5 protein-coding genes and 1 pseudogene are annotated in these 14705 nt (G+C 46.9%); 2 read left to right on the top strand and 4 right to left on the bottom strand.

Annotation, left to right across the window (positions count from 1 at the left end):
* Positions 1 to 92: 92 nt before the first annotated feature.
* Positions 93 to 2879 carry a glycoside hydrolase family 3 protein gene (locus tag HGP28_RS14260; protein ID WP_168837152.1) on the top strand — a complete coding sequence of 929 codons (2787 nt, stop codon included), beginning with the start codon at positions 93 to 95 and terminating at the stop codon, positions 2877 to 2879.
* 396 nt (positions 2880 to 3275) lie between these two features.
* Here the strand turns inward: HGP28_RS14260 and HGP28_RS14255 are convergent.
* Together HGP28_RS14255 and HGP28_RS14250 are read right to left on the bottom strand one after the other, a co-directional pair.
* A pseudogene (locus HGP28_RS14255) lies at positions 3276 to 4325 on the bottom strand (glycoside hydrolase family 16 protein); the annotation flags it as partial.
* Positions 4326 to 4705: 380 nt separating this feature from the next.
* Positions 4706 to 7015 (bottom strand): immunoglobulin-like domain-containing protein, encoded by a 2310-nt coding sequence (locus tag HGP28_RS14250; RefSeq protein WP_168837150.1) that lies wholly within the window; start codon positions 7013 to 7015, stop codon positions 4706 to 4708.
* Positions 7016 to 7499: 484 nt separating this feature from the next.
* Between HGP28_RS14250 and HGP28_RS14245 the strand changes: the two genes are divergently transcribed.
* Positions 7500 to 8837 carry an MATE family efflux transporter gene (locus HGP28_RS14245; RefSeq protein ID WP_168837149.1) on the top strand — a complete coding sequence of 446 codons (1338 nt, stop codon included), beginning with the start codon at positions 7500 to 7502 and terminating at the stop codon, positions 8835 to 8837.
* A gap of 497 nt (positions 8838 to 9334) precedes the next feature.
* Here HGP28_RS14245 and HGP28_RS14240 read toward each other — a convergent pair whose 3' ends face one another.
* Positions 9335 to 10861 (bottom strand): MFS transporter, encoded by a 1527-nt coding sequence (locus HGP28_RS14240; RefSeq protein ID WP_168837148.1) that lies wholly within the window; start codon positions 10859 to 10861, stop codon positions 9335 to 9337.
* A 229-nt stretch (positions 10862 to 11090) separates the two neighbouring features.
* Positions 11091 to 14261 (bottom strand): cellobiose phosphorylase, encoded by a 3171-nt coding sequence (locus HGP28_RS14235; protein WP_168837147.1) that lies wholly within the window; start codon positions 14259 to 14261, stop codon positions 11091 to 11093.
* Between the last annotated feature and the right edge of the window lie 444 nt (positions 14262 to 14705).

The following is a 14705-nucleotide window of genomic DNA, read 5'->3' as shown; positions in this document are numbered from 1 at the left end:
AATGTCAAAAATTATAACTATTCCATTGCCATTTAATCTCAATCACTATCCCATTATTTCTGAGTCGTTTTAGGCTCAGACAGGAGTATTTAATGCTTGCTAGCAAACCCACAATTTTGAGCCTTTGTATTTCAGCAACGCTCATTTCTGGCTGTCAATTTTCCGATCCTGCTCCGGCAACACCGCTTGACCCTGTCAACCTCCCCTACCTTGCTGATTGGCAACCTATCGCAAGCGCAGTAAAAGTTGATCCAGTTATTGAGGCGGAAGTGGCGCGTATTTTAGCCCTCATGACACTTGAAGAAAAAATTGGGCAAATGATTCAGCCGGATCTTCGAGGCGTGACCCCAGAAGAAGCGACAGAATACAAACTCGGTTCTATTCTCAACGGCGGTGGTGCCTTTCCAAATGAGAACAAATACGCCACGGCAAAAGAGTGGGCAGAAGAAGCCGATAAATTTTGGCTGGCCAACGAAAAAACGTTTGCCGAGCGTGGGTTTCGTATTCCCTTTATGTGGGCGACAGATGCGGTGCACGGACACAACAATGTCTTCCGCGCGACCGTCTTTCCTCACAACATTGGCCTAGGAGCTGCGCGTAACCCTGACCTTATTGAGCAAATTGGTCAAGCCACTGCACGCGAAGTGGCGGCAACGGGCCTTGACTGGACGTTTGCACCTACGGTTGCAACACCACGTGACTACCGTTGGGGTCGCACTTATGAAGGGTACTCGGAAGATCCTGAAGTTGTGTACCAATACGCCAGTCGTATGGTGCAAGGCATTCAAGGTGGTACTGAAGGTCTAAAAAGTGACACCCATGTTGTCTCTAACGTTAAACACTGGATTGGCGATGGTGGCACGCTAGGTGGGGTTGACCACGGCCAAAACCGATATACAGAAGAGTATCTACGAAATATACACGCAATGGGCTACGTTGCTGGTTTACAAGCTGGCGCGCAAGTGGTGATGTCTTCGTTTAACTCTTGGTGGAACCCAAACAACTACGATCCTATGGCTCAAGATCGTGATGATGCGAACAACCCAGCTCACCCTTACATGGATAATCAAAAAATCCATGGTTCTGAATACCTCATCACCGATGTACTTAAAGGGAAAATGGGCTTTGACGGCATCGTCGTCACCGACTGGAACGGCCAAGGCGAAATCAATGGCTGCACACCTGCAAACTGCGCCCAAGCCGTGATTGCAGGGAATGACGTGCTTATGATCACCGATCGTAAAGATTGGCAAGCGTTCTACCATAACACGATTGAGCAAGTGAAATCGGGCATCATTCCGATGGCACGCATCGATGACGCTGTGACGCGTATTCTTCGAGTCAAAATGCGAGCAAATCTATGGCAAAAGCCAATGCCATCACAACGTTCACTTGCGGGCAACGCAGACATTCTTAGTGCGCCAGAGCACGTCGCCATTGCACGTCAAGCGGTGTCTGAATCTATGGTGTTATTGAAAAATAACCAGCAAACACTGCCACTGAAACATGACCAAAAATATTTGGTTGTCGGTACAGCAGCCAATGACATCACCAAACAAACCGGTGGCTGGTCACTTTCTTGGCAGGGCGATGGCAACACAATAGATAAAGACTTCCCAAATGCCCAAACCTTATTGATGGCAATGAAACACGAAGTCGGCTCGAATAATGTCGTCACCGATATTGCTGCGACAACGCCACAAGAGTCAATTGCCGTGGTCGTCATGGGTGAAGATCCTTATGCCGAGATGTTTGGCGATATCGCGCGCACGCAAACACTAGAATATGCGTCATTAAAACCCGCTTACGCGCAAGATTTAGCCACAATCAAAGCGCTTAAAGAGCAGGGTTATACCGTTGTCACCGTCTTTTATTCTGGTCGCCCTCTTTATGTAAATGAAGAGATCAATCTCTCTGATGCGTTTGTCGCAGCATGGCTACCGGGAACGGAAGGTCTTGGAATGACGGACGTTCTGTTTGCGAAAAACGGCAGTGATTTTAAAGGCAAACTGAGTTATTCATGGGGCGCGAAGAAATGTTCTACCACGGTGAACCGTGTTGCACCGAACATTCCGAATTACCAGACTCCGATTGACGGCATTACAGGCCAACCTATCGAGCAAGATTTGCATGGTGAACATGCTCCGCTATTTCCTTACGGCTATGGGTTGAACTACGCGGGCAAAACAGATGTTGCTGCTCGTTATGCCGATCTAAATGATCTGCCGCTCGACCCACGTGACTATGGTTGTGGTATGGATGCCCCTGACTCTAATGTCGCGCAGTTCCCGTTAGAGATCTTCGGTAAAGAAGCGAAAGGCGAATTCGTTGCACGCATGGCAGGTATGGCAAACGAATGGAAGACGCATCCACTCACCAAAGGAGTCACAAGCATAGGCTCGGTTGTCACGACGGGTATCAACTATGACGGTATGCAGCAATCTGCGATTGAAGTAGAGTTCAAAGGCAAGCAAGGCCAATATACCGAGCTACCTTCAGGTCAGGTATATATGCAAACGCCAGATGAAAAAGGCGCAGACTACACGCAATACGTGAATGCAAACTCAACACTTGAGTTTGATGTTCGTATGCATACTGCCGCGCCGGAAAGCTTAAAACTGGTTGCGCACTGTGAATACCCTTGTGGTGGCCAGCTCAACATTGATAAGATCCTACCTGCACCATCCAATTCGTGGAGCACTATCAAGGTGCCACTAAGCTGCTTCGTTCAAGCGGGAATGTCATACCAAACCATGAGTACACCATTCCTGTTCTATTCAGACGACGCAGTGAAATTTGATTTAGGTAAAGTGCGCTTTGTGCCTAATACCAAAGGCCTGCCACAAGATGCGGTTCGCTGTGAAGACTTACTAAAATAGTCCGTTAAGTCACTACTTAACGTTGCAGCAAATGTTGTAGCGTTAAGTTGACTGCGTATCAAACCCTTTCTTACAGTGTGAAGAAAGGGTTTTTTATTTGCTTTTGCCGCCTGATGGCATAAACCCTTCCCACTTGTCTTGCAGCGCATCTTGTGACGACAAAAAGCATGACAACCATAAACCCCATTACAAAGTGTCTATGCTCAGAAGCTTTATTTATTTGCCGCCGACCTGCGTCCGCACGTTATTTGGATATACGTCGACAAGTCTTTTGGTAAATAGTCGTTTGGGTATAGAAAGGTAAAAAAAATCGCCCGAAGGCGATTTGGTCGATAATGGAATAACAATGAAAAAACGTTAGTACTACTCGCTCAAATCAGCCGAGTATTGGCACTATGGCGCAGGACGTCCTTGAACAAATTCCGCGTCAGGTGAAATGGTGGCACAGCCGTGACCGGTTTGTGGGTCTGCCGCGCACTCATAGACGCGCACAAAATCCACTAGCATGGTTTGTGGGAAAATATTAGGGTCAATGCCTTTTTCGTTGGTATTACCTGCCCATGAACCGCCTACGGCTAAGTTAAGCAAGATGTGGAAATCTTGATTAAATGGCGCGTCCGCTTGACCTGTCACCCATTGGCCATTTTCTTGATAATGACTATACCAACCGCTTGAACGCTGCGTAGCGTAGTGCACATCATCGGCATACCAACGAATTTCGTCTTTTTCCCATTCAACTGCGTAGGTATGGAAACCCTCTGCTGGGTTCACCCCATTGGGTAGATAGTATTCTGCGCCAGAACTGGTGTTGTTTGGCCACGCTGCGCCATAGTGAAGAGTGCCGTGAATGCGGCGCTCTGGTTGACCGGCCATTCCTGGAGTGTCGGTATCGTCAGAGGCTGCGCCTAGATTCACCGCTTCCATAATGTCAATTTCACCAGAGGCAGCCCAGCCACCGTAAACGTAATCGGTCGGTAGCATCCAGATCGCAGGCCAAGTGCCTTGACCTGATGGTAGCTTAGCGCGAATTTCAAATCGGCCGTAAGTCCAATCGCCGAGATTCATAGTACGTAGACGCGCCGATGTATAAGGCAAAGTGACCGTACCTGGGTTGCCATCTGGGTTATTCGGCCCGGTAAAGCTCTCTTGAATGGCCACAATATTGAGCATACCGTCTTGAACAAATGAGTTTTTCGCTCGGTCGGTATAGCACTGCTGCTCACCGTTACCGCCACCCCAACAGTTCTCTTCCCATCCCCACTTGGTGGTGTCAATTTCAGTGCCACTGAACTCGTCATTCCACACCATTACCCAGCCTTTTTCATTGGGTTTTGGCTCTTCTGGTGTGGGTTTGCTAGGGCTAGAATCTGAACCGCCACAGCCCATTAATATCGCGCTGCTGCAAAGCGCGGCAAGCGGCAATTTTGCAAATTTTGTATCTAACATCGTGTTACTCTGACCATTTTGAAAACGCTTTCATTTTGTCAAATTTACACTAATTTGATAGAAGAACAGTGCCAATTTGTGACGCTATAAGGCATTTTTATTGCTTCATGTCGCACCCTACGTTCTTGCTCATATACCCGCTCTATACCCAAACAACTTGAAGATGCAGGTAGGCGGCAAACGAGCAAAGCCTCTGAGCACTTCGTGAACATAGACTAACTATGTAATGAGGTTTGTGAGAGTCAGCCAACAACGCTGCAAATTCAAGTAGGACGGGGATAATTGAATTCCGACCCGCCAAAGGCGGTGGTTTAGGATGACAACAAAAAAGGCGCCTGAACTTCAGGCGCCTTGTCGTAACATCAATGTTTATTAATGGATTAATTTACTGGCTTCAGCGAAACATCGTCGAGATAAACTTCCTGACCTGCAGGACCAGCAATCAACATTTCAAGTGATAGTGATTCTACGCCCTCAGGCAAGGTCACTGGAATTTCAATCTTTTCCCAATCAGCAGAAATTGTTGGGTAATCTTTCCAAGTTGATACAGCTGGCGTACCTTCTGGCATTTCAGCGTGCACACCGGCTTTAAACACACCACCTGGGGTAAAGGCACCTTTCAAACGGAAGCTCAACATTAGCTTTTCACCGCCTACAAATTGGCCTTTAGCAAAACGCTCTTGCTTAATCACACCCGTTGAAAACTTCAGTGCGCCTTCAACAAATGATGCATCCACGCCATTAAACTGTAACCAGCCGTCTAGCTCTGATGAGAAGTCACCATTGGTAATAAGTTCGCTTACATCGCCCACAACATAAACTGTGCGCTTCGCGGTCGAGATATTGCCATGGCTGTCCTCGACAGAGTATGTAATTACATGGGTTCCTGGGACTGATGTGTCGAAATCATCGCCTACAACATCAACAGACGCCGTCAAATCACCATCGATGTTATCCATCGCTTCGTAACCAGGTTCAACGTATTGCTCACCCACTGCGATGCGCACAGTATCACCTTCTAGCGTTAGCTCTGGCGCAATCATCTCTGGCGTAACTGTGGTGACGCTAATATTATCAAGCGTCACTGGTGTTGCTGCGCCACCACCAATTGCAAAAATCACATGACCTGCATTGGCTGCCGCTTCTTTGGCGGTAAACTGCACTGAGTGACGCGTCATGTCAGTCGTGATAGCCACAGTGGTGTCATCCATAAACGGTGCGTACCATGGGTCCGTTGTAAGCAGCTCACCTACTTGCAATACGATATTGCGCGCTTCACCCACTTTTGCATCAAAGCTGACAACATAGGTTTCGCCCACTTCAAACTTCACGTTAGATTGAACTAAGCGTGGTTGCCATGAAGCACCCGGCTTGTAGTCAGAAATGACCAATTGACCATCAACAATCTCAGTCGTGCCTACACCCTCTTGAAGGACCCAAGTCTCACCAAGTTCTGCTTCAAAATCGCCATTGACAATGAGGTTCGTCACTTCGCCCGCTTCGTAAACGATAACCGTACGAGTTGCCGTGCCTACGTTACCTGCAGCATCCGTTGCGGTGTAAGTAATGGTGTAATTACCCACTGTATTGACATCAACTTGACCACTGATGGCGACTTTATTCGCCTCAATCGCACCATCAATATTGTCCTGCGCAGTAGCGCCTTGCTCTGTGTAAACGCCGCCTAATTGAACACGAACTGTGCTTGGGCCGACAAGTGTGACCACAGGCGGTGTTTCATCTTCTTCACCAACATCTGGCGCTGCTTCGATATTAACGATACGAGTTACCGGCTTGCCGTAGTTACCTGCGGTATCAACAGAGCTGTAAATGATTTGGTATTGACCATTCTTATCGCCGTCGACTTCACCTGTGTCGCCATAGGTGGTTTTCACCACAATCGCAGAAGCATCATCGACATTATCAACCACGGTGTAACCTGGGTCTTCAAAGGTATCAACCGCATCAGCGTAGTTAAGCTGAGTCATCACAGCGTCGCCTTTCAGTGTGAGCACTGGGCCTTCTGAGTCGCGGTACTCTGGGTAAATCGCAACGTTATCCAAGTTATAAACCGTTGATGCAGACGTTGGATAAACTTTGATAGCATCGATAGAAGCAAGTTCAGCGTTTGCCGCTTTCAGATCCGCGAGTTTCACGACATAGTGCTGCCATTCACCGCTCGCCGCTTTGGTCAAGTCAATGCTAGCCACCGCATTTTCGCCCGCACCATTCTTACCTTCAGCGACAAACTTCCAGCTCACGTCAGCAATGGTTGCAACGCCATTTACCGCGCCAACGGAACGCAAATCGAACTCAAGTGTTGATGCTTCAGCAAATGAATCAATGGCTAATTCTTCAAGCTTAAAGCCCGCAACCAGTCCAACCTCTGCAACTGTGGTAAATTGAACCACCTGACGATTTTCGGTTGATTTCACTGCGGTGTCTGAAGTGATGATCGGAGTTGATGCACCAGTAGGAACCACAAATTCTGGTGTTTCCGCGCCGCTAAATAGCGCTGTCGTTGGGTCGATATGGAAGCCTTTGTCAGCAACATACCCTTCCACTTGTGGATTTGGGTTTTCAGAGCCACCTTTATTATCGTCATCGTCATTACAGCCAGTCATGGCAAGTGCTAATGCTGCCATCAACGTCGCGTTAGCGAGTTTAAATTTGCGATTATTAAACTGCATAAACTCATTCCTTCTCGTTTTGTATTCACGTTACAGCGCTTTTATGTTCGTCAATTACGAACTCATAGGAAGCGCTTTCTTTTGAGTTATGTTCTGCTTATCGACCGCAGTGCGCAATGGGCGAATGAGGATAGTTAAGCCGCAATCACGTTTCTTTCAGCACCAATGCTGAATTTAGTGATCTCCCGTCTCAAAATTGGTGCTGTTCATCAGCGCTAACTTTAACGTTTTATTTAAAGCGCTTTCAAAAAATATGCGAGTGGCTTCAAAGTATCGCTATTGTTTCAAAAGCAATACGATATGGATAATTCTTTCCTGATGATAATTCGAAGAAATTTTTCGCTCAATCCACCACCATTCACTGCGTAAAAAAGCTGCCTAGATCACAAAAAAACGTTACAATCCTCGCGCAATTTCACTCCATTTTTAACCGCCTCGTGAATTATCACGCGGCAATTTTTGCTGTTTTAAAGGTCAATCTTCTATGTCTGAAAAGCAAAATATTCATCGCAGAATGACAATCACGGCGTTAGCTTGGCCGATTTTGATTGAAATTTTGCTGCGTACCGCGCTCGGCACAAGCGATGTGTTCATGCTCAGTAGTTTTTCCGATAAAGCGGTTTCAGCAGTGGGTGTGATCACTCAAATCACCTTTTTCCTGATCATAATTTCAAGCTTTATCAGCAGCGGTACGGGCATTCTGATTGCGCAGTATAACGGCGCTGAACGCCATAAAGAGTCGATTGACGTTGGCGTTGCCAGTATTGCGCTGTCAATTGTCGTCGGCCTGTGTCTTAGTATTATTGCGGTGTTAGGGGCGCTTTATCTTCTGCCTTATTACGGCCTTGAAAGCCAAGTTGAGGGGTACGCGCGCGAGTATTTAGTCATCGCAGGTGCCATGACGTTCAACGTGACCATTGGTATCGTTCTAACCACGATTTTGCGCAGCTATGGTCACTCTCGCTCACCGATGCTGGTCAACCTTATCAGTGGCGTGATCAACATTCTTGGTAACTACATTGCGCTCTATCAACCGTTTGGGATCCCGGTATTTGGCGTAACCGGCGTTGCGGTTGCAACCGTGGTCAGCCAGTTAATCGGCACTCTATTGCTGATCATTATTGTCAAACGCAGCAGCATAGAGCTGCCGTTACGTAATATGAAAACGGTTCCTAAATCAGTCTATAGCAAAATACTCAAGATCGGCGGCATGAATGCAGGAGAAATGTTGTCGTATAATTTGGCACAGATCTATATCGTTTACTTCATTGTTCAAATGGGAACATCCGCCCTAGCCGCTTTTACCTATGCGCAAAACATTGGTCGTTTCTCATTTGCGTTTGCACTGGCGATTGGTCAAGCGGCGCAAATTCAAACTGGCTATTACATTGGTCGAGGATGGGTAGATTCAATTCTCAAGCGCGTGCAAATCTACTACGCGGTAGGTTTTGTTGCGTCAACTCTTATCACAACCCTGATTTACCTATGCCGCGAACCAATACTGGACGCTTTTACCCAGCAACCGGAAATTCTGAGCTTAACGGCGAGCTTACTGCTTGGGGCTATTTTGCTTGAAGCGGGACGTGTATTTAACTTGGTGTTTATTTCCGCGCTAAAAGGCGCGGGAGATGTGAAATTCCCAGTCCAAATTGGTATTTTGAGCATGTGGGGCCTCGGGGTGGCGTTTTCTTACCTTTGGGGAATTCACTGGGGTTACGGCGTTTTTGGCGTTTGGATGGCGTTTGCGCTTGATGAATGGGTCCGTGGCATCATCATGGCGTGCCGTTGGCGTTCTAAAGCGTGGACCAAATTTAAGTTTTAGTACTTTTCGATACCCAAACAACTTGAGAACCAGGTAGGCAACCAGCGAACAAAGCCTCTGAACACTTTGTGAACACTTCGTGAACATAGATAGACTATCTGATGAGGTGTGTGAGTGCTCGTCAAAACCCCTGCAACTTCAAGTAGGACGGGTATATACCCAAGTGACCTCAAGATGCAGGATTCAGAGCCAGCTCACTGAGCTGAGAGCAAGGCAAGCAACGCAGCGAAATAGCGAGTCTATTTTCAAGTTGTTTAACGCCGCTATCAGTTCAGTGATTGGCTCCCAAAGGGCGAGCTGTCTTGGCTCATCAGCTTTGTTGACGATTTTCGATTGAGAACCACTCAATCTTCAAATCCTCGCCTCACTGACAAACCAAGTCATTCTCGCTGAACCTCGCATCTTGAGGTTACTTGGGTATACACCCATTTGGGGATGACAATAAAAAAGCTAAGGCCCTTTACGAACCTTAGCTTTTTGTTTATTTCAGTTATTGATTAAGCAAGCTTACCGCGGCGCTTTTCCAATTCTGCACGCACTTCGTGGGCGCGAGCTTCGGTAAAGTCATATTTGCACATCACCCAAATCGCGAGTAACGCGGTCACAACAGGTACAGCAATATCGCCTATACGCATAAGGTTCATGATTTCAACCGCTTCTGGCATGTTGAGCAGCTGTTCTCCTGCTTGCAAGCCACTGCGCAACTCTTCCAAGCGGCTGTAACCAATCGCACTCAAGATATAACCGGATAACAACGCAGCAATTGCGGTTCCTAGTTTGACGAACCACCAATACACCGCGCCAAAGATCCCTTCACGGCGCTCACCTGTGTTCAGTTCATCCAGATCGCACACGTCCGCTGTCATCGACATCATGATAGTAAACAGGCCGCCGATACCAAATGTCATCAATGGCAACGACACAAACATCATCCAACGCGTCTCTTCGTTCAATGCCTGCTCAAATGCCCACCAGCGCATAACGTAGCCTACAATCGAGATCAACGTTGCCACAATAAATGCGTTTTTCTTATCCATTTTTTGCGACAGCTTGGTGATGAATGGGATCACAAGCAAACAGGTACAAAGCGAACTGATAGTACCAAACCACGCCGGCCACGTACCTGCCGCGCCTTGATCGCCATTAAATACGTAGAAAACGATAATGAAGAATGAGAATTGCGCTACAGTCTGAAAGCCGTTAAACACCAAAAATGTTGCACTGCAAAGCTGAACGAAAGGCAGACATTTGAATGTTTGCCAAATACCAGTGAAGAACTTAACCATGGTATCGCGAAGAGACGATAGTGACAGCGCTTCAGCGGCGCGCGCAGGCAATACGCGCTCTTTACAGAACAGCGCAGGGATCACACCAAGAACCAAACAGAATAGGCCGACCCAGATCGCCATTTCTCGTGCGCCTTCGGCCGCAGAGCTGAACAAGCTAGGATCGTAAATCACTACCCAGAACCAAGGCGCAATCACCCAAGCAAGTTGGCCAATCCACTGAGAGACCGCCATGATGCGTGTACGCTCATGGAAATCTGGGCTCATTTCGTAGCCTAAAGCAATCAGAGGGGTCGCAAAAATCGTATAACCCAAGTAGAACAGCAGTGATAACACCAAGAAATAGACGAAGTTATAACTCTCACCGTTTTCTGGGTAAAGTTGCCACATCAGCATGAATGCGGCACCTGTGATCACAGCGCCAGCAAAAATAAACGGGCGACGACGTCCAAATCGAGTACGTGAGTTATCGGAAATGTAGCCCATTAATGGATCGGTGATGGCATCAAAGATACGTGGCACCGCACCCAAAATACCCACCAGCAGTGGATCCATACCAAGGCCCATTACGAGCACAACCATAAAGACACCAAGCGCCGCTGAGAATAGCTGGTTGGCTAGTGAGCCGACACCGAACGCGATTTTTTGCAGCAGTGGCACTTTATCTTCTTGCGCGGTGGCGTAATGCACGACCTCGTCTCTTGCGACAGCGTCAGCTGTTTTTATTGCATCACTCATTATATTACCTTTCATCCCTATATCGCCGCATCTTATGCAATATCCCACCCTGACTTAACGAGGTTTGGGCTGCGCAAAAGAGCGGCATTTTTGTTATGAATGACCGAGTGTGATAAGTGATACTCATCACTTACGCACCCTTCGTTGTCATTTGATATGCACTTGGAAAACGTACTTTAAAATTTAACTTGGCCCTATTTAACTCGTGTAAATAGGGCCAGGTTGGGAATTAGAAAATCACGCGCAGCTCAGCAACATCACCACGACGCAACGCTTGCGCGTCTTCGCCAATGACGCTGTTAACCACCTTACGTTCACCATTAGCGAACGTAAGCTCGTATTCGCTAACATTAAACGCATCAAACGTGTTGACTCGCGCTGAGTTAACGTACGTGACTTTCGTTGAACCGAGGAAGCAGAACGATACTTCATTATTTGCATCGAAAAACTCGGCAGGTAATGCAGGTTGCAGATTCAACGTGAGCGCGTCATTTTGCATGATAAATGGCTTATCACCAAACATCATTAGCGTCCACATGTGCAACATTTCAACCGTTGAACCCGACAAACGTGCGACAAAACCTTGACCATGTACCATAGGATCTGGGTTACAGGTTGGCGCAATAAACGAAGAGTTCTCAAGAATACTGCGTCCGTACACTTCTGGATCCATGAAGCACACAAGGTTGGTTTGAATTTCGTTAAAGAACTCTTGATGCATGCCCGATTTGAGCAAACCAAGCAAGAACTTGTAGTTCATGTGCAAGAAGTTAGATTCACGCTCAAGCCACCCTTTGGTAAAGGCACGAGCTCGGCCAATTTCGAGGCTCATTTCATTCAAGCATTCACTGGTCTTAAACTGCCCTAGCTGCTGATCGTAGATCTCAGTCGCTTTAATTTTGCCGTACGCGGCGCGGTTAGCTTCCATGTCCGTTGAGATTTTTAACATGCGTGCAGGCGCTTCAAGGAAACGTGGCAATACATGCAGCTTAAAGGCTTCAACTTTGGTCAGTGGCAGGCCGTAATGGCCAATCTTCGCAGCGCCGTCTTCCATAATAGGTTGGTGCTGAGTCGCTTCAAAGTACAAGAACGTAGGCAGCACGCCATCACACAGCGCCTGTGCTTTTTCAAGGCCCTGTTCAAGCTTGGCCGCCATTTTACCCAGTAGCGCCGTGACATCAGACACATTAACGTGCTCATCGTTAGACACTACAGTAAAGCGCACGGCGTCACGGTATGATTCACGCAAGCTTGATACCGCATCCCAGTAGGCAAAGCCGCTCGTTTCACTGTTCAGTACCGCATCGACCTTGGCAACATACTCGGTAAACTCAGCAGGTAGGCGCATCGCACCTTGAGCCTGCGCCTCTTGCTGCAAGAACGTAACCAAACGCAGCAATTCAACACTTTCTGAAACACCCGAGCCAAAAAGACCAGGTAAGCCATTCATTGCATCATTCCAACCCGGCTTATCTGACTCCATCTCGATACCGATGCCTTCAGGATCCAAGGTGGTGAACTTGTTAAAGGCCAGAGTAAACAATTTACTAAACAGGTTGGTTTTGAGCACGTCACCGTGTGAATCAACCGCCCAGTTTGACCCTTTCACATCCATACCGAGACGCTTGATCTTTTCGTCATCGTTATGCATGAGTGAACCATAGCGACGCACTTCGCCTGATTTGGTAATAACCGTTTTTTCATCGCGTGGCAGTACAGTGACCGGAGAGGAGTAATACTTGTAGTCGTGATTATCAAACAGTAATGCTTGTTTGGTATCTGGATTCACCGCTAAATGCGCTTCCACCAAATCCAAAATATATGTCCAGTGGTCAACCCAGAAGCCTTCGCCAAAGCTTGCTTCAATATTTTGATCCGCGTGTTTTAGCAGGTTCGCAAGCAATGTCATGTCATCGAAATTTGACGTGATAGCTTGGTTTGCCATGGTGTTAATGATGACGCCTGGGGTAAATTTACCTGCAAGCACATCGCGCATCACGTCGTGGCCATTGACAAAGTTCGCTTCAACCAAGGCGTGAATGTCGGTTCCTTTCACCAATTCAAACGTCGAACCATTCACACCGAGTGGGTTGTAACCATCAAGTTGAATCAAAGAGGCAAATAGAAGAACGTTAAAGTCACCCACTTTCGGATTAAACAGCGAATCTACGCGGCGGTTTTGACACACATCACGAAAGTTACCGTTACCTTGCGAGAAGTATTCCGGTGCAACGTTGAAGAAGTTGTAGTCTCGCTCCAGATCGCCGTGTTTGCGAGAGAAAACATGGTAAACGTGATTCTTTTCTTCCGATTCAAACACCAGCGGATAGCCGCCGCGAAGAATGTTATCGAGATAGTTTTGTTTGATGTATTCATCAAACAGTGGGTTGGCGGTTTGACATGCTACGTCTTTAACAAGTTCATTAATGACCGTTTCAGACTCACGCTCTTTTTCATCAAAGTAGGCACTTGACACCATGGTTGCCACTTTCGCGTTGAGAAGATCCACGTCATGAGCATGGCCAATAATGGTGCGCAATGTGAAGGTTTCATTCGCGCCCAAGGTTAAATCCACTGGGGTAAAGCCGACAGGGATTTTATTCGCAGTCACCTGCTCTCGCTGTGCCAATTCCGCAAGCGAGTAGCGTGCAAACGAAACCGGGGTGGTCATTGAATTGTCGTGACCAAACACCAGCTCGCCATCCACAATTGGCGTGATCAAACGTTCATTAGCAAACGATAAGTAAAAGTTGCCTTTATCTAACGTGCCGACTTCTGCACTATCTGATGTGGTGGAACGCATTTTGAAAAACGGCACTTGGTTTTCCATGTTAAACACGTCCATCCAACTGCGTAGCAAGTTCGACATTTCTTTAAACAACGCATTTGGTGTACCAAACGGTAAAATTTGAGAAATACCATCAAGCAGCTCAAACGAACGTGGCGCGCCCGATAAATCGGTAATTTCAACTTTGCGCATAATCGCAGCTAGGTTGTCGTTAGGCAGACCAAAATAGGTCACTTGAACCATCAAACCAAGACGACGGTTTTCTTCAGTAATTTTGAATTGGCCACGTTTGATGTGCATTTTACGCGTGGTATTTTCGCAGCGTTCTGAGCCAAAAAACTCGTAAACCTGACCATCCATTTTTGCAAACGTGCGAAAACCCACACGACTCACATTTTGATAAGCCGTGACTGCCGGAGAAAACTCTAGAATCGGATTATCTTTATTTTCCACACCAAATGAGCATAGCCCTTGGCCTCGGTTAACATAAAACGCCCACAAAGGAATGCCCTTCTTGCCGGCAAGTCCAGGCAAGAACGATGAGAACGTCTTTTTAAGATCATAATCATTGATTACGAACTCTTCATTTTCTAGGTAGTATTCTTTGGTCATAATAATTCGATTTCTAATGTTGGCTTCCCCAGACTAAAGTGGCATAACGCCACAATGTTCAGGTCGCACATTGGGTGAACGTCGGTGTTCAATCACGCAAGTTTGTAAGCGCTTTCAATTTTATGAAAGCGCTTACTTTTAAGTAAGGAACTTACCCCTCTTCCCTATAGAAAGTCTATGAAAAAATAAACTCAAGAAAGAAAATGTGAAGTAAAACGTGCCACTTCCCCTTCGACCCTACAAAACCATTGGGAACGAGTAACCTATTTTTAACGCACAGAATATCGTTTTTGGGCGAAAAAAGCGTCGCGACGTCAACAAGAAGGTGATGAAATCCGCCGTGGGTATAACAATTGATACGTAAGCGAAATTTATCATCAAATCACGGCATCTCGCTTTGGGTAATTGGGCAAACATAACTATGCTTTCAATCAAATATACCCA

Origin of the sequence: Vibrio agarilyticus (genome assembly GCF_012641465.1) — a bacterium.
Taxonomy (GTDB): Bacteria; Pseudomonadota; Gammaproteobacteria; order Enterobacterales; family Vibrionaceae; genus Vibrio; species Vibrio agarilyticus.
The sequence above is the reverse complement of the archived record's forward strand: the minus strand, read 5'-3'. Positions and strand labels throughout refer to the sequence as shown.

Bases quoted from the DNA above. Each gene is read 5' to 3' on its own strand.
- HGP28_RS14260 (WP_168837152.1), top strand. From the start codon at position 93: ATGCTTGCTAGCAAACCCACAATTTTGAGCCTTTGTATTTCAGCAACG.
- HGP28_RS14250 (WP_168837150.1), bottom strand. From the start codon at position 7,015: ATGCAGTTTAATAATCGCAAATTTAAACTCGCTAACGCGACGTTGATG.
- HGP28_RS14245 (WP_168837149.1), top strand. From the start codon at position 7,500: ATGTCTGAAAAGCAAAATATTCATCGCAGAATGACAATCACGGCGTTA.
- HGP28_RS14235 (WP_168837147.1), bottom strand. From the start codon at position 14,261: ATGACCAAAGAATACTACCTAGAAAATGAAGAGTTCGTAATCAATGAT.
- HGP28_RS14240 (WP_168837148.1), bottom strand. From the start codon at position 10,861: ATGAGTGATGCAATAAAAACAGCTGACGCTGTCGCAAGAGACGAGGTC.